The following is a 14,642-nucleotide window of genomic DNA, read 5'->3' on the forward strand; positions in this document are numbered from 1 at the left end:
ATGAAAAGATCGAAATCGATTATTAAGGGGAATGAGGGGTTTGCGGTAAAATCGACGGTTATTCCAGATGCATCGGCGGCCGACTGGCGGGCCAACTCGCCAGCCGGGCCGCCGTTTTGTTTACATGATCGAATTACGCAATCTTTCGCAGCGATTTCCCGGGCCGGGCGGCTGGGTCGAGGCGCTGCGCAACATCAACCTGACGATTCCGCAGGGTGAGGTGTTCGGCATCATCGGCCGAAGCGGCGCCGGCAAGAGCACGCTCGTGCGCACCATCAACCTGCTCACGCGGCCGACCGAAGGCAATGTCGTCGTCGGCGGGCGCGATCTCACGCTGCTGCCGGCCGGCGCGCTGCGCGAGGCGCGCCGCGAGATCGGCATGATCTTCCAGCACTTCAACCTGCTGTCGTCGCGCACGGTGTTCGACAACGTCGCGCTGCCGCTCGAACTGGCCGGTGCAAGCCGTGCCGAGATCGAGGCCGCCGTGCTGCCGCTGCTCGACCTCGTCGGGTTGTCCGCGCAGAAGGATCGCTATCCGTCGCAGATCAGCGGCGGGCAGAAGCAGCGCGTCGGCATCGCCCGCGCGCTCGCGAGCCGGCCGAAGGTACTGCTGTCGGACGAAGCGACGTCCGCGCTCGATCCCGAGACCACGCGTTCGATTCTCGACCTGCTGAAGCGCATCAATCGTGAGCTTGGCCTGACGATCGTGCTGATTACGCACCAGATGGAAGTGATCAAGCAGGTGTGCGATCGCGTCGCCGTGCTCGATGCGGGGCGCGTGGTCGAGGAAGGCCGCGTGATCGACGTGTTCCTGCAGCCGCATCACGAAGTGACGCGCGCGCTGATCGGCGACGTGATCGCGCAGGAATTGCCGCCCGCGCTGAAGGTGCGCGTGGCCGAGCGGCTGAAGACGGGCAGCGGGCATTTGCTGCGGCTCGCGTTCACGGGCTCGGGTGTCGACCAGCCGATCCTGTCCGAGACGATCCGCCGGTACGAACTCGATTTCAACATCCTGCACGGCCAGATCGACGAGATCCAGGGGCAGGCCTTCGGTTCGCTCGCGGTGCTCGCGGGCGGCGAGCCGGGCAAGGTCGGGCAGGCGCTCGCGTTCCTGCGCGAGCAAGGTGTGGTGGTAGAGGAGCTTTCGTATGTTGAGTGAGATGTTCGATATGTTCGTGCAGTCGTTCTGGGAGACGCTGATCATGGTCGGCATCTCCGGAGTGGTCGGCGCGCTCGTCGGCCTGCCGCTCGGCGTGCTGCTCTACCTGACCGACCGCCAGGGCGTGCTGCAGAACCTCGCGGTGAATCGCGTGCTCGGCGGCATCGTGAATGCCGTCCGCTCGACGCCGTTCATCATCCTGCTGGTCGCGGTGATTCCGTTTACGCGGCTCGTCACGGGGTCGTCGATCGGCACGGCCGCGGCGGTCGTGCCGCTGACGCTCGCGGCCGCGCCATTCATCGCGCGTCTGGTCGAGACGGCGTTGCGCGAAGTCGACCGCGGGCTGATCGAGGCTGCGCAATCGATGGGCGCGACCACGTCGCAGATCGTCTTCAAGGTGCTGCTGCCCGAGTCGCTGCCGGGCGTCGTCGCGGGCCTGACGATCACGTTCGTGTCGCTGGTCGGCTATTCGGCGATGGCGGGCGCGATCGGCGGCGGCGGCCTCGGCGATCTCGGGATCCGCTACGGTTACCAGCGCTATCTGCCCGAAGTGATGTGGACGGTGGTCGCGATCCTGATCGTGTTCGTGCAGATCGTGCAGTCGTTCGGCGACTGGCTCGTCCGCCGGCTGAGCCACAAGTAAAACAAGATTGATCCGTTAGGGGACACTCGATGCAACGACGCTTCATGCTGAAATTCGCGGCGGCACTGGGCGCGGCCGCGCTGTTCGCGGGCGCGCACGCGCAGGCCGAAACCATCAAGGTGGGCGTGACGGGCGGGCCGCACGCGCAGATCATGGAAGCGGTGAAGAAGGTCGCGGCGAAGAGCGGCCTCGACATCCGCATCGTCGAATTCTCCGATTACGTGCAGCCGAACGCCGCGCTTGCGTCGGGCGACCTCGATGCGAACAGCTACCAGCACGATCCGTATCTGCAGGCGCAGGTGAAGGACCGCGGCTACAAGCTGGTCAAGGTCGCGGATACCGTCACGTTCCCGATGGGTATCTATTCGAAGCGCGTGAAGTCGCTGGCCGAACTGAAACCGGGCGCGCGGATCGCGGTCCCGAACGATCCGACCAATGGCGGCCGTGCGCTGCTGTTGCTGCAGAAGCAGGGCCTGCTGAAGCTGCGCGCGGACGCGGGGCTGAAGGCGACGGCGCTCGATATCGTCGACAATCCGCGCAAGCTGAAGATCGTCGAACTCGATGCGGCGCAGATTCCGCGCTCGCTCGGCGACGTCGACGCGGCTGCGATCAACACCAACTACGCGATGGAAGCGGGGTTGAAACCGAAACAGGACGCGATCGCGATCGAGGGCCCGAACGGTCCGTACGCGAACATCCTCGCGATCCGCGAGGCGGACCGGAACAAGCCGTGGGTCGCGAAACTGGTCGCGGCCTATCATTCGGCCGAGGTGAAGCAGTTCATCGAAGGCAAGTTCGGCGGCGCGGTCATTGCCGCCTGGTAACAGGCGAAGCACGGGACGCCCGGCGAGATTAGAGTCGATGATCGAAAACCCGGGCTTTGCGTCCGGGTTTTTTCTCTTTTAAAATAGAACGACCGTTCGCTATCATTGGCGCGTCGCCAAGAAGCGGTATCCTCGACAACCACGAAGGTTGGGTCCGCTTGGCCGCGCAGTCATGAGGCCTCGCTATAGAATGGCCTCTGGTCGTATTCGTAACTTTGGAGCGTGTGCATGAAAATCCTGGTGCCAGTGAAAAGAGTGGTCGATTACAACGTGAAGGTCCGCGTGAAGTCGGACAACACGGGTGTCGACATCGCGAACGTGAAGATGTCGATGAACCCGTTCGACGAAATCGCTGTTGAAGAAGCGGTGCGCCTGAAGGAAGCGGGCGTGGCGACCGAAGTGATCGCCGTATCGGTGGGCGTCACGCAAGCGCAGGAAACGCTGCGTACGGCGCTGGCGATCGGCGCGGATCGCGCGATCCTCGTCGAGTCGAACGACAGCGTCGAGCCGCTGGGCGTCGCGAAGATCCTGAAGGCGCTGGTCGACAAGGAGCAGCCGCAACTGGTGATCCTCGGCAAGCAGGCAATCGACGACGATTCGAACCAGACGGGCCAGATGCTGGCCGCGCTGGCAGGCCTGCCGCAAGCGACGTTCGCATCGAAGGTCACGGTGGCCGACGGTAAAGCAACGGTCGCACGCGAAGTCGACGGCGGCGCGGAAACGCTGTCGCTGTCGCTGCCGGCCGTCATCACGACCGACTTGCGCCTGAACGAGCCGCGTTACGTGACGCTGCCGAACATCATGAAGGCGAAGAAGAAGCCGCTCGAAACCGTGAAGCCGGAAGACCTGGGTGTCGACGTCGCGCCGCGTCTGAAGACGCTGAAGGTGGTCGAGCCGCCGAAGCGCGCAGCCGGCGTGAAGGTGCCGGACGTGAAGACGCTGGTCGAGAAGCTGAAGACCGAAGCCAAGGTGCTGTAAGAGGGAGCGGAAAGAAATGACGATTCTGGTGATTGCAGAACACGACAACGCGTCGATCAAGGCCGCGACGTTGAACACGGTGGCGGCGGCGGCGAAGATCGGCGGCGACATTCACGTGCTGGTCGCGGGCCACAACGCGCAAGGGGCAGCCGACGCGGCAGCGAAGATCGCAGGTGTTGGCAAGGTGTTGCTGGCCGACGCGCCGCAACTCGAAGCGGGCCTCGCGGAAAACGTCGAAGCGACCGCGCTGAACATCGCGAAGGACTACTCGCACATCCTCGCGCCGGCTACCGCCTACGGCAAGAACATCGCGCCGCGTATCGCCGCGAAGCTGGACGTCGCGCAGATCTCGGACATCACGGCGGTCGATTCGGCCGACACGTTCGAGCGCCCGATCTACGCGGGCAACGCGATCGCGACGGTGCAGTCGAGCGATCCGATCAAGGTCATCACGGTGCGTGCAACGGGTTTCGATCCGGTGGCGGCGGAAGGCGGCAGCGCGTCGGTCGAGAAGATCGAAGCGGCAGCTGATGCAGGCAAGTCGCAGTTCGTGAGCCGTGAAGTGACGAAGCTGGACCGTCCGGAACTGACGAGCGCAAGCATCATCGTGTCGGGCGGCCGCGGTCTGGGCAGCGGCGAGAACTACACGAAGGTGCTGGAGCCGCTGGCGGACAAGCTGAGCGCGGCGCTGGGCGCCTCGCGCGCGGCTGTCGACGCGGGCTACGTGCCGAACGACTATCAGGTCGGCCAGACCGGCAAGATCGTCGCGCCGCAGCTGTACATCGCGGTCGGCATCTCGGGTGCGATTCAGCATCTGGCCGGCATGAAGGATTCGAAGGTGATCGTCGCGATCAACAAGGATCCGGAAGCGCCGATCTTCAGCGTGGCCGACTACGGCCTCGTCGGTGATCTGTTCGCGCTCGTGCCGGAACTCGTAGCCGAGCTCGGCTAAAGCAGTGTGACGCTTCGGCGGTAAGCACACGAGAAGAGGGGCGCCACGAGCGCCCCTTTTTTTCGCCATCGACAGAAGAGAGAAGAGGGGGCACACCATGAGCTATCACGCCCCCGTCAAGGACGTGCTGTTCGTGCTGAAGGAACTGGCCGGCATCGACGCCGTTGCGCAGTTGCCGGGCTGCGAGGATGCCGGTTACGACACGGCGCAGACCGTGCTAGACGAGTCCGCGAAGTTCTGCGGCGAGGTGCTGGCCGCGCTGAACGCCGAAGGCGACCGCAACCCGAGCGGAAGCTCAGTTCTGATTCCGTCACGCATCCGGTGAAACGAGAAAGGCGCCCCGCGGGCGCCTTTCCTTTTGATGCCTGCCGGCACGCATGGCTGCAGGCAGCCGCGGCTTACGCGTACGCCGGGCGCGTCTGGCCGGCCACGTCCTTCAGGTAACGATGCACCGACAGGTCGTCGGCCTGGATCGCGGGCATCTTGCCCGAGATCAGGTCCGCGAGCAGCTGGCCCGAGCCGCACGACATCGTCCAGCCGAGCGTGCCGTGGCCGGTGTTCAGGAACAGGTTCGACACCGGCGTACGGCCGACGATCGGCGTGCCGTCCGGCGTCATCGGGCGCAGGCCCGTCCAGAACGTTGCCTTCGACGTGTCGCCGCCGCCCGGGAACAGGTCGTTCACGCACATTTCGAGCGTTTCGCGGCGGGCGGCACGCAGCTTCTTGTCGAAGCCGACGATTTCCGCCATGCCGCCGACGCGGATGCGCTGGTCGAAACGCGTGATCGCGATCTTGTAGGTCTCGTCGAGCACGGTCGACACGGGCGCGGCCGCTTCGTTGACGATCGGCGCGGTGATCGAATAGCCCTTCAGCGGATAGACGGGGATCTTCATCAGGTTCGAGATGAAGCTCGTCGAGTACGAGCCGAGCGCGACGACGTACGCGTCCGCGCGCACCGTTTCGCTGCCGCATTGCACGCCGGCGATCTTGCCGCCCGCGATCGCGAGCGCATCGATCGGCGTGTTGTAGCGGAACTTCACGCCAAGCGATTCGGCGAGCGCGGCAAGGCGCGTCGTGAACAATTGGCAGTCGCCCGTTTCGTCACCCGGCAGGCGCAGGCCGCCCGTCAGCTTGTGCGAGACGGCGGCAAGCGCCGGTTCGGCTTTCTTCAGGTCGGCCGGCGACAACAGTTCGAACGGCACGTTCGCTTCCTGAAGCACGGCGATGTCCTTCGCCGCGCCGTCGAGTTGCTGCTGCGTGCGGAACAGTTGCAGCGTGCCGCCCGTGCGGCCCTCGTACTGGATGCCGGTATCGGCGCGCAGTGCCTGCAGGCAGTCGCGGCTGTATTCGGCGAGACGAACCATGCGGCCCTTGTTGACCGCGTAGCGCTCGGCCGTGCAGTTGCGCAGCATCTGATACATCCACTGGAGCTGGAAGCGCGTGCCGTCGAGGCGGATCGCGAGCGGCGCGTGCTTTTCGAACATCCACTTGACGGCCTTCAGCGGTACGCCGGGCGCGGCCCACGGCGCGGCATAGCCGGGGGAGATCTGGCCTGCGTTTGCGAAGCTCGTCTCGAGCGCCGGGCCGGCTTCCCGGTCGATCACTGTGACTTCATGGCCGGCGCGCGCGAGGTAATACGCGCTTGCCACGCCCACCACACCGCTGCCCAGAATGACGACTCGCATAGCTGCTCCAGATGGAAGGGACCAGATCGAGGCCGGGCGCACCTGCGTCTCCGTGTAACCTCTAGCTGATCTAGTTTTTTGCGCTATGGTATTGTCGAATGTGTAGGTTTTGTTATCGTATTTTTCAGGTTTTCAGCATAAACAAATGAGAACGCAACGTCAGCCCGTACGCTCGCTCGACAAGCTCGATCGACGCATCCTGAAACTGCTCCAGGACGACGGCCGGATGGCGATGAAAGACCTTGCGGAACAGGTTGGACTGACCGTGACGCCGTGTATCGAGCGTGTGCGGCGCATGGAGCGCGATGGCGTGATCACCGGCTATCACGCGCGGGTCGACCCGCACCAGCTGGATGCCGCGCTGCTGGTGTTCGTCGAGATCACGCTCGGCCACAAGGGCGGCAACATGTTCGAGCAGTTCCGCCGGGAAGTGATGAAGATCGACGAGGTGCTCGAGTGTCATCTCGTGTCTGGCGATTTCGACTACCTGATCAAGGCGCGGATCGGCGAGATGGCCGACTACCGGAAGCTGCTCGGCGACATCCTGCTGCAGTTGCCCGGCGCCGTGCAGTCGAAGAGCTATGTCGTGATGGAGGAAATCAAGGAGACGCTGACGATCGCGGTGGGTGACTGACGCGCCTGCGGCGGGCCGTCGGGCCCTTTATCCCGCCCTTGGCATGCTGCACCCAATACTGTATAAATATACAGTATTGGGTGCAGGCGAATGGGTGGGCACATGGACGATCGATCCGACAACGAATTTCCGATAGCGCCGCCCGTGCCCCGCAAGGGGCGCGGTGCGGTCGACAACCTGCAGGGGCGATACGAGATCGCGCAGCGCGAAGCGGTCGACGACGGCTGGGCACACGAGTCGGACGATACCGATTTCCCCGCGCCACTGCGCACGCAGGTCTTCGAGGAGCGTGCGAAGAGCATCCTGACGCACAACCAGTCGCCCGACATTCCATTCAGCGTATCGCTCAATCCGTATCGCGGCTGCGAGCACGGTTGCATCTACTGCTTCGCGCGGCCGACGCACAGTTATCTCGGCCTGTCGCCGGGGCTCGATTTCGAAAGCCGCATCTATGCGAAGGTCAATGCGGCCGAACTGCTCGAGCGCGAGATTTCACGCAAGCGCTACGTGCCGGAGCCGATCGCGCTCGGCGTCAACACCGACGCCTACCAGCCGGTCGAGCGCGACCTGCGCATCACGCGCAGCGTGATCCAGGTGATGCACGATCGCGGGTTGCCGTTCGCCGCGATCACGAAGTCGTCGCTGATCGAGCGTGATCTCGACCTGCTCGCGCCGATGGCCGAACGCGGGCAGGTGATGGCGGCGGTCACGATCACGACACTCGATGCCGATCTCGCGCGCACGCTCGAGCCGCGCGCGGCAACGCCGGCGCGCCGGTTGCGTACGATTCGTGCGCTGAGCGAGGCGGGTGTGCCGGTCGGCGTGAGCATTGCCCCGATGATTCCGTTCGTCACCGAGCCCGACATGGAGCGCGTGCTCGAGGCATGCGCGGAAGCCGGCGCGACGCATGCGAGCTACATCATCCTGAGGCTGCCGTGGGAAGTCGCGCCGCTGTTCAAGAACTGGCTTGCCGCGCATTTTCCCGATCGCGCGGAGCGCGTGATGAACCGCGTGCGCGACATGCGCGGCGGGAAGGACTATGACTCGGATTTCTCGAAACGGATGAAGGGCGAGGGGATCTGGGCCGACCTGCTGCGGCAGCGTTTCCGCCAGGCCGTCAAGCGGCTCGGGTTGAACGAGCGCACGAACGGGATTCTCGATCTGTCGCAGTTTCGCGGTGCGCCGGCCACCGCGGCGCCGCGCGTTGCTGTTCGTTCAGCCGCGACACGGTCGACGCAGTCGCGTGACGACTCGCAATTGAACCTGTTCTGAACGGCGTGCCAAACCGGCGCAGGGCGCCGGCGCGTAGCGGCGGTTACGCTTACTGCGAAATCTGCTTCGCCGCTTCGACCTGCGACTCGAAGTACGTCTGGAACGACAGCGCGAGTGCGGTCATCAGCAGGAACGCACCGATCAGCAGCGAGAAGATCACCACGAAGATCACGGTCCAGCCCGACTTGCTGTGCTTGCCCGTCTCCGCGTTGAATTGCACGTCCCATTTTTCGTCGGGGCGCAGCCCGTAGACGAGTGCGGCGAGGAACGCCGCCAGCAGCGAGATCGCGCCGGGAACGGCAAGCCACCAGCCGAGGCCCGCGCTGCGCTGGGTTGCGGCGAGCAGGAGGAAGCCCGGGATGCCGACGATCGTCGCGAGCAGGTGCGCCCAGCCGAACACGTCGCGAAAGCCATACAGATAGAAGCGGTGCGCGCCGAGCGATCCGAACAGGAACGCGAGGGCGGCGGTGAGCGTCTTGGAGCGAAAGCGGCGGGACGGTGCGGTGCTGCTGGACATGGATGGCGGCGTATTGTCGTTGGCATGGGCGGCCGGCGGGCCGGCGCGGGCGCGCGGCCCGGCACGCATTCTACGACGCCCGGTCGGGCCCGGTCACCCCTGTCCTGCGTCAAGGTGCCGCATAGGTCACGCGGTAGATCGCGCCCGCATAGTCGTCGCTGACGAGCAGCGAGCCGTCCGGCAGCGGCAGTACGTCGGCGGGGCGTCCCCATACCGTGCCGTCGGGTCGCAGCCAGCCGGTGACAAACGGGGTCTGGCGCGCCTGGCTGCCATCCGCCGAAACGACGACGCGCATCACGCGGTAGCCGACCTTCGTGCTGCGATTCCACGAGCCGTGTTCGGCGATGAAGACATTATTGCGATACGAGGCCGGAAACATCGACCCTGTATAGAAGCGCATGCCGAGTGCTGCGACGTGAGCCCCGAGTTTCAATACGGGCGGCACATAGCGGCGGCATACGTCGGCGCTGCCGAATTCGGGGTCGGGCGTGTCGCCGCCATGGCAGTATGGGAAACCGAAGTCGAGGCCGGCACGCGGTGCGCGGTTCAGCTTGTCGTTGGGCACATCGTCGCCCATCATGTCGCGCCCGTTGTCGGTAAACCAAAGCTCGCCCGAATCCGGATGCCACGCGAAGCCGACCGTATTGCGTACGCCGCGGGCAACGACCTCATTCCCGCCGCCGTCCGCCTTCATGCGTGCGATGATCGCGTAGCGGCTGCGATCGGCGAGACAGACGTTGCACGGTGCGCCGGTCGGTACATACAGCTTGCCGTCGGGGCCGAACGCGATGAATTTCCAGCCGTGATGGTGTTCGGTCGGCAGCGCGTCGGTGACGACCGCAGGGGCGGGCGGCGTGGCCAGCCGGTCGTCGATGTGATCGAGACGCAGGATGCGTGAGACGGCGGATATATAGAGTGCGCCGCCACGGTAGGCGACGCCGACCGGCATGTCGAGCCCGGACGCTACAACATAGCGCGCGCTGATCCGGCCCTCGTGCATGACGAACGCGTGAACGCGGCCTTCCCGGGTGCCGACATACAGGATGCCGCGCGGCGACCACGCCATTTCGCGCGCGGTCGGTACCGCGTCGGCCAGCACTTCGACGTGGAAGCCGGGCGGCACGACGAGTTCGCCCACCGGCAACGGCGCGGCAAACGCCAGTGCGGACGCGAGGCAGGCAAGGCCGGCAAGCAGCACCGCGAAACGGTGCTGCGCGCGGCGCATCGAGGCGGCGCGAAGGGGCGGCATGACGGTGTGGAACGTCCCGGACACGACGATTGTATGCCCGGCGGACAGGCCGCCTCCGGATTTTTTCCGCGTAAGTGTTTGTTGTACCTCTGGTTTCCGGCTATAATCGCGTGTTTCAGTAGTTTCGAACCCGGTTTTCCCGAAGGACATCATATGGTTATCATCCGTCTGGCTCGTGGCGGCTCGAAGAAGCGCCCGTTCTACAACATCGTTGCTACCGATTCGCGCAACCGTCGTGACGGCCGCTTCATCGAACGCGTCGGTTTCTACAACCCGGTCGCTACGAAGGGCGAATCGCTGCGTATCGCTCAGGATCGCCTGACGTACTGGCAAGGTGTTGGCGCGCAACTGTCGCCGACCGTCCAGCGTCTCGTGAAGGAAGCGCAAAAGGCGCAACCGGCTGCCTAACATGGCGCGGTGTGCCGGTCGTGCCGGCTGTGAGGTGCATTGATGGCGGGTCACGATTCCGGTAATGCAAGGCGCGGGCGTGCGTCGTTTGGCGCATTCGTCCGCAAGCCGGTCGAGCGCGACGCTGTCGCGAACGCCGGTCAGGCTGCCGAGCAGCAGGGCAGTCTCGAAGTGGCGCAAGCCTGGCCCGACGATGCCGTCGAGGTCGGAGCGGTGGTCGACGCCTATGGCCTGAAGGGTTGGGTCAAGGTGGCGACGCATGCCGACGCCGGCCGCGGTGGCGATGCGCTGCTCAAGGCGCGCCACTGGTGGCTGGAACGCGGAGCGGAGCGGCTTTCCGTCCGCATCATGCAGTCGAAGGCGCACAGCGACACCGTCGTTGCGCAACCCGCGGGCGTCAGCGACCGCGATGCCGCGTACGCGATGCGCGGCTTTCGCGTGTTCGTGCGCCGGGAAGATTTCCCGGCATTGGCCGCGGACGAATTCTACTGGGTCGACCTGATCGGTCTCGACGTCGTCAACGAGCAATCGGTGGCACTCGGGAAGGTGAGCGGGATGATCGACAATGGCGTGCATTCGATCATGCGTGTCGAGTATCCGGCGACCGGCAAAGACGGTCAGCCGACCACCGACGAGCGGTTGATTCCGTTCGTCGGCGTATACGTCAAAACGGTGGATCAGGCGGCGCGTCGTATCGTCGTCGACTGGGAAGCCGATTACTGAAATGAACCAGGTTACCGAGAGCGCGGTGCAGTTCGACGTCGTCACGCTCTTTCCCGAGATGTTCCGTGCACTGACCGACTGGGGGATCACCAGCCGGGCCGTCAAGCAAGGGCGCTTCGGGCTGCGCACCTGGAATCCGCGTGATTTCACGACGGACAACTACCGCACGGTCGACGATCGTCCGTACGGCGGTGGTCCGGGCATGGTGATGCTGGCCAGGCCGCTCGAAGCCGCGATCGATGCCGCGAAAGCGGCGCAGGCGGAGCAGGGCATCGCGAGCACGCGTGTCGTGATGATGTCGCCGCAGGGCGCGCCGCTCACGCACGAGCGTGCGGTGCGGATGGCGCAGGAACCCGGTGTCGTCGTGCTGTGCGGCCGCTACGAAGCGATCGACCAGCGCCTGCTCGATCGTTGCGTCGACGAGGAAATCAGCCTCGGCGATTTCGTCCTGTCCGGCGGAGAATTGCCGGCGATGGCGATGATGGATGCTGTCGTACGGTTGCTGCCTGGTGTGCTGAACGATTCGCTGTCGGCCGTGCAGGACAGTTTCGCTGACGGCCTGCTCGATTGTCCGCACTACACGCGCCCCGAGGAATACGACGGCGTGCGCGTACCGGACGTGCTGCTCGGCGGGCATCATGCCGAGATCGAGAAGTGGCGGCGCCAGGAAGCATTGAGAAATACGTTGCGGAAGCGGCCGGACCTGATCGTCCGGGCGCGCCGCGAGAAGTTGTTGAGCCGCGCCGACGAGGCGTGGCTCGCGAACCTCGCACGCGAAGCGAAGGACGCCTCCTGAGGCGGCTGCGCGAGCGGGAATTGGCGGTGCCGTACATGCGTGTGCGGCGCCTGATGTGAATCCATCCTCTATCGGGGCCAGGCCTGGAAGCAGGCGGGTACCAACGCCGACACGATGGCATAAGGAGTCAGTAATGAATCTGATCGCAAAACTTGAGCAGGAAGAAATCGAGCGCGCGCTCGCCGGCAAGACGATCCCCGAATTCGCCCCGGGCGACACGGTGATCGTGAACGTGAACGTGGTTGAAGGTAACCGCAAGCGCGTTCAGGCTTACGAAGGCGTCGTGATCGCGATTCGCAATCGTGGTCTGAACTCGAACTTCATCGTCCGCAAGATCTCGTCGGGCGAAGGCGTCGAGCGTACGTTCCAGACGTACTCGCCGCTGCTGGCAAGCATCGTCGTGAAGCGCCGCGGTGATGTGCGTCGTGCGAAGCTGTACTACCTGCGCGAGCGTTCGGGCAAGTCGGCTCGTATCAAGGAAAAGCTGGTGTCGAAGGATCGCGCCGCAGCAGCTTCCCAAGAGTAAGAGCTGTAAGGAAAAAGCACCCAACCGGGTGCTTTTTTCATTCTGGCGCGAGAATATGCTCGATACGACACGAACCCGAGAGCCCCATTGAATCGCCGCCCCATCATCGATCCCGAAGTCCTGCCGGTCGAAGGCACTGGCGCCGGCCTGCCGGCCATCGATTCCCGCCTGATGACGCCGTCCGGCCTGCGCGACCGTTTCGCGCGCACGCTCGAATGGAGCGTCGAGCCCGGCGAGGCGAGGCTGCAGGAGGGCGTCGACCCACGCAGCGCGGCCGTCCTCGTGCCGCTCGTCGTCCGCGAGTCCGGCCTCACCATGCTGCTGACCCAGCGCGCCGACCACCTGAACGACCACGCCGGGCAGATCAGTTTCCCCGGCGGTCGTCGCGAACCGTTCGATCGCGATGCAACCGCCACCGCGCTGCGCGAGGCGAAGGAAGAGATCGGTCTGGCAGACGAGCGTGTCGAGATCCTCGGCGCGCTGCCCGACTACCTGACCGGTACGGGCTTTTGCGTGACACCGGTGGTCGGCCTCGTGCATCCGCCGTTCACCGTGCAGGCCGACACGTTCGAAGTGGCCGAGATTTTCGAGGTCCCGCTCGCGTTCCTGATGAATCCCGCGAACCATCAGGTCCGTGTGTTCCGCTGGGAAGGCGGCGAGCGTCGTTTTTTTGCGATGCCCTATCCGAATGGCGAACCCGGCGGGCATTACTTCATCTGGGGCGCAACTGCCGGCATGTTGCGCAATCTGTACCGCTTCTTGGCCGCCGGCTAGGCGTGCACGATTGTCGGCGTGCGTGGCCGGCTGGCGGGCGGCTGCACCGGCAGCCATCCGGTGCTTACGCTGTGCTATCGTTATGCAAAAAATGACATAACTCCGAAGACGGCGCCACGCATGACTTTCTTTTCGGTTCTCCTCGCTCTCATCATCGAACAGGTCCGCGCGTTGTCGCCGAACAATCCGGTGTTCGCGCTGTTCCAGTTTCATGCGGAAACCGTCGCGCATGGTCTCGACGCGGGCAAGCAGAAGCACGGCATCCTCGCCTGGCTCGCGGTCGTGCTGCCGTGGGTGCTGATCGTCGCGCTGATCTATTTCCTGCTGTTCAAGGTGAGCTTCGTGCTCGCATTCATCTGGAACGTCGTCGTCGTGTATTTCACGCTCGGCTTCCGTCAGTTCAGCCATTACTTCACCGACATCCACCTCGCGCTCAATAACGACGACGTGCCGCGTGCGCGCGAAATCCTGCACGAGTGGACGGGCATCGACACGGTCGACATGCCGGTCGGCGAAATCGTCCGCCATACGCTGATTCACGCCGTGGTCGCATCGCATCGCCACGTGTTCGGCGTGTTCTTCTGGTACGTGCTGCCGATCGGCCCGGCCGGTGCCGTGCTGTACCGGATTTCCGAATACCTCGCACGCAGCTGGTCGACGCCGGGCGACGACCGCACGGCGGCCTTCTCGACGTTCGCGCAGCGTGCGTTCTTCGTGATCGACTGGATTCCCGCGCGATTGACCGCGCTCGGTTTCGCGATCGTCGGCAATTTCGAGGACGCGATCTATGCGTGGCGCAACCACACGCGCCAATGGCCCGATCCGAACGATGGCGTCCTGCTGGCAGCCGGCAGCGGTGCGCTCGGCGCACGCCTCGCGGGGCCGCTCGCGGAACCGTCGAGCCTCGATGCGCTGGCCGTCGGCGACAGCGGCCCGTTGACGGTCGGTGACGATTGCACGCCGCGTACGCTGCAATCCGCGGTGGGTCTCGTCTGGCGTGCGGTGATCCTGTGGATGATTCTGCTGCTGATGCTGACGCTCGCCGTCTGGGTGTCATGACGGGGCAGTGCGGTATCCGATGAAAGGCAGAAGGCCGGCTTGAAGCCGGCCTTTTTGCTGTGGTTCAGTCGTCTTCCAGCGGATCGCGGACGGCGCCGCATTGCCAGCACGCGGTGAACTGGGCTTCGAGCGCCTCGCCGCACTGCCGGCAGCGCCACGGCGCGGCGCCGGCCGACGGGCCGTGCGACGCGGCATCGAGGAGCCGGCGTGCGAGTGCGTCGTCGCGTTCGTCGTCGAGCCACAGTTCGGGCGTGCAGGCGTCGGCGGGCAGGCCGCCGAGCGCGCCTGTCGCGTAGCAGTTATGCAGCTCGCAACCGATGCCGGCTACCTGAAGCACGTTGGCCCAATGCTGTGCCGTCGCGAGATCGGGTGCCTTGAAACGCATCGCGGCTCCTGTTGGTGAACGCCGGCCCGCATGGCGCCGGCTGGCTGCCGCGCGTGTG

Annotated in this window: 17 protein-coding genes and 1 pseudogene; 14 read left to right on the top strand and 4 right to left on the bottom strand. The window is 64.9% G+C overall.

What is annotated here, in order from left to right; translation table 11 throughout:
• The first annotated feature begins 124 nt into the window (after positions 1-124).
• The 6 genes and pseudogenes from CFB39_RS05380 to CFB39_RS05405 all read left to right on the top strand — a co-directional run.
• The gene (locus tag CFB39_RS05380) at positions 125-1,159 is read left to right on the top strand and encodes a methionine ABC transporter ATP-binding protein (RefSeq protein ID WP_089430771.1); all 1,035 of its coding nucleotides are present in this window, start codon (positions 125-127) and stop codon (positions 1,157-1,159) included.
• Positions 1,149-1,802 carry a methionine ABC transporter permease gene (locus tag CFB39_RS05385; RefSeq protein WP_011351347.1) on the top strand — a complete coding sequence of 218 codons (654 nt, stop codon included), beginning with the start codon at positions 1,149-1,151 and terminating at the stop codon, positions 1,800-1,802. Before CFB39_RS05380 ends, CFB39_RS05385 begins: the two co-directional genes overlap by 11 nt.
• A 29-nt stretch (positions 1,803-1,831) precedes the next feature.
• On the top strand, positions 1,832-2,626 hold the full coding sequence (locus CFB39_RS05390) for a MetQ/NlpA family ABC transporter substrate-binding protein (RefSeq protein WP_089472382.1): 795 nt from the start codon (positions 1,832-1,834) through the stop codon (positions 2,624-2,626).
• Between the two features lie 228 nt (positions 2,627-2,854).
• On the top strand, positions 2,855-3,604 hold the full coding sequence (locus tag CFB39_RS05395; RefSeq protein ID WP_089472383.1) for an electron transfer flavoprotein subunit beta/FixA family protein: 750 nt from the start codon (positions 2,855-2,857) through the stop codon (positions 3,602-3,604).
• 16 nt (positions 3,605-3,620) lie between these two features.
• A complete protein-coding gene (locus CFB39_RS05400) occupies positions 3,621-4,556 on the top strand; it encodes an electron transfer flavoprotein subunit alpha/FixB family protein (RefSeq protein WP_089472384.1) in 936 nt (311 codons plus the stop codon).
• 97 nt (positions 4,557-4,653) lie between these two features.
• A pseudogene (locus CFB39_RS05405) lies at positions 4,654-4,845 on the top strand (acyl-CoA dehydrogenase family protein); the annotation flags it as partial.
• Positions 4,846-4,954: 109 nt separating this feature from the next.
• On the opposite strand, the gene CFB39_RS05410 reads toward CFB39_RS05405, so the two are convergent.
• Complete coding sequence (locus CFB39_RS05410; RefSeq protein WP_011351352.1) at positions 4,955-6,241, bottom strand: D-amino acid dehydrogenase; 1,287 nt, start codon at positions 6,239-6,241, stop codon at positions 4,955-4,957.
• Positions 6,242-6,386: 145 nt separating this feature from the next.
• Here CFB39_RS05410 and CFB39_RS05415 point away from each other — a divergent pair, with 145 nt between their 5' ends.
• Both CFB39_RS05415 and CFB39_RS05420 read left to right on the top strand, forming a co-directional pair.
• Entirely contained in the window at positions 6,387-6,875 is a 489-nt protein-coding gene (locus CFB39_RS05415) for an Lrp/AsnC ligand binding domain-containing protein (protein ID WP_011351353.1), read from the top strand.
• Between the two features lie 90 nt (positions 6,876-6,965).
• Positions 6,966-8,147 (top strand): PA0069 family radical SAM protein, encoded by a 1,182-nt coding sequence (locus CFB39_RS05420; protein WP_089472385.1) that lies wholly within the window; start codon positions 6,966-6,968, stop codon positions 8,145-8,147.
• A 49-nt stretch (positions 8,148-8,196) separates the two neighbouring features.
• Here the strand turns inward: CFB39_RS05420 and CFB39_RS05425 are convergent, their stop codons facing one another.
• A complete protein-coding gene (locus tag CFB39_RS05425) occupies positions 8,197-8,664 on the bottom strand; it encodes an NINE protein (protein ID WP_089473226.1) in 468 nt (155 codons plus the stop codon).
• A gap of 109 nt (positions 8,665-8,773) precedes the next feature.
• Complete coding sequence (locus CFB39_RS05430) at positions 8,774-9,913, bottom strand: sorbosone dehydrogenase family protein (protein ID WP_089473227.1); 1,140 nt, start codon at positions 9,911-9,913, stop codon at positions 8,774-8,776.
• A 153-nt stretch (positions 9,914-10,066) separates the two neighbouring features.
• Between CFB39_RS05430 and rpsP the strand changes: the two genes are divergently transcribed.
• From rpsP to CFB39_RS05460, 6 genes are all read left to right on the top strand, one after another.
• The gene (rpsP, locus tag CFB39_RS05435) at positions 10,067-10,321 is read left to right on the top strand and encodes a 30S ribosomal protein S16 (protein WP_006476550.1); all 255 of its coding nucleotides are present in this window, start codon (positions 10,067-10,069) and stop codon (positions 10,319-10,321) included.
• 42 nt (positions 10,322-10,363) lie between these two features.
• Positions 10,364-11,044, top strand: a complete 681-nt coding sequence (rimM, locus tag CFB39_RS05440) for a ribosome maturation factor RimM (protein WP_089472386.1) — start codon at positions 10,364-10,366, stop codon at positions 11,042-11,044.
• A gap of 1 nt (position 11,045) precedes the next feature.
• Positions 11,046-11,840 (top strand): tRNA (guanosine(37)-N1)-methyltransferase TrmD, encoded by a 795-nt coding sequence (trmD, locus tag CFB39_RS05445; RefSeq protein ID WP_089472387.1) that lies wholly within the window; start codon positions 11,046-11,048, stop codon positions 11,838-11,840.
• Positions 11,841-11,973: 133 nt separating this feature from the next.
• On the top strand, positions 11,974-12,366 hold the full coding sequence (gene rplS, locus CFB39_RS05450) for a 50S ribosomal protein L19 (RefSeq protein WP_006753174.1): 393 nt from the start codon (positions 11,974-11,976) through the stop codon (positions 12,364-12,366).
• 87 nt (positions 12,367-12,453) lie between these two features.
• On the top strand, positions 12,454-13,140 hold the full coding sequence (locus tag CFB39_RS05455; RefSeq protein WP_069247448.1) for a CoA pyrophosphatase: 687 nt from the start codon (positions 12,454-12,456) through the stop codon (positions 13,138-13,140).
• 120 nt (positions 13,141-13,260) lie between these two features.
• Positions 13,261-14,199 carry a CobD/CbiB family protein gene (locus CFB39_RS05460; protein WP_011351361.1) on the top strand — a complete coding sequence of 313 codons (939 nt, stop codon included), beginning with the start codon at positions 13,261-13,263 and terminating at the stop codon, positions 14,197-14,199.
• A 64-nt stretch (positions 14,200-14,263) separates the two neighbouring features.
• Here the strand turns inward: CFB39_RS05460 and CFB39_RS05465 are convergent, their stop codons facing one another.
• The gene (locus CFB39_RS05465; protein ID WP_089424817.1) at positions 14,264-14,584 is read right to left on the bottom strand and encodes a putative signal transducing protein; all 321 of its coding nucleotides are present in this window, start codon (positions 14,582-14,584) and stop codon (positions 14,264-14,266) included.
• Positions 14,585-14,642: the final 58 nt, after the last annotated feature.

The organism is Burkholderia sp. AU6039 (assembly GCF_002223365.1).
Lineage (GTDB): Bacteria > Pseudomonadota > Gammaproteobacteria > Burkholderiales > Burkholderiaceae > Burkholderia.

What these genes read in the sequence shown, in the direction of transcription:
- CFB39_RS05380 (WP_089430771.1), top strand. Translation starts at nt 125, where the DNA reads ATGATCGAATTACGCAATCTTTCGCAGCGATTTCCCGGGCCGGGCGGC.
- CFB39_RS05385 (WP_011351347.1), top strand. Translation starts at nt 1,149, where the DNA reads ATGTTGAGTGAGATGTTCGATATGTTCGTGCAGTCGTTCTGGGAGACG.
- CFB39_RS05390 (WP_089472382.1), top strand. Translation starts at nt 1,832, where the DNA reads ATGCAACGACGCTTCATGCTGAAATTCGCGGCGGCACTGGGCGCGGCC.
- CFB39_RS05395 (WP_089472383.1), top strand. Translation starts at nt 2,855, where the DNA reads ATGAAAATCCTGGTGCCAGTGAAAAGAGTGGTCGATTACAACGTGAAG.
- CFB39_RS05400 (WP_089472384.1), top strand. Translation starts at nt 3,621, where the DNA reads ATGACGATTCTGGTGATTGCAGAACACGACAACGCGTCGATCAAGGCC.
- CFB39_RS05410 (WP_011351352.1), bottom strand. Translation starts at nt 6,241, where the DNA reads ATGCGAGTCGTCATTCTGGGCAGCGGTGTGGTGGGCGTGGCAAGCGCG.
- CFB39_RS05415 (WP_011351353.1), top strand. Translation starts at nt 6,387, where the DNA reads ATGAGAACGCAACGTCAGCCCGTACGCTCGCTCGACAAGCTCGATCGA.
- CFB39_RS05420 (WP_089472385.1), top strand. Translation starts at nt 6,966, where the DNA reads ATGGGTGGGCACATGGACGATCGATCCGACAACGAATTTCCGATAGCG.
- CFB39_RS05425 (WP_089473226.1), bottom strand. Translation starts at nt 8,664, where the DNA reads ATGTCCAGCAGCACCGCACCGTCCCGCCGCTTTCGCTCCAAGACGCTC.
- CFB39_RS05430 (WP_089473227.1), bottom strand. Translation starts at nt 9,913, where the DNA reads ATGCCGCCCCTTCGCGCCGCCTCGATGCGCCGCGCGCAGCACCGTTTC.
- rpsP (WP_006476550.1), top strand. Translation starts at nt 10,067, where the DNA reads ATGGTTATCATCCGTCTGGCTCGTGGCGGCTCGAAGAAGCGCCCGTTC.
- rimM (WP_089472386.1), top strand. Translation starts at nt 10,364, where the DNA reads ATGGCGGGTCACGATTCCGGTAATGCAAGGCGCGGGCGTGCGTCGTTT.
- trmD (WP_089472387.1), top strand. Translation starts at nt 11,046, where the DNA reads ATGAACCAGGTTACCGAGAGCGCGGTGCAGTTCGACGTCGTCACGCTC.
- rplS (WP_006753174.1), top strand. Translation starts at nt 11,974, where the DNA reads ATGAATCTGATCGCAAAACTTGAGCAGGAAGAAATCGAGCGCGCGCTC.
- CFB39_RS05460 (WP_011351361.1), top strand. Translation starts at nt 13,261, where the DNA reads ATGACTTTCTTTTCGGTTCTCCTCGCTCTCATCATCGAACAGGTCCGC.
- CFB39_RS05465 (WP_089424817.1), bottom strand. Translation starts at nt 14,584, where the DNA reads ATGCGTTTCAAGGCACCCGATCTCGCGACGGCACAGCATTGGGCCAAC.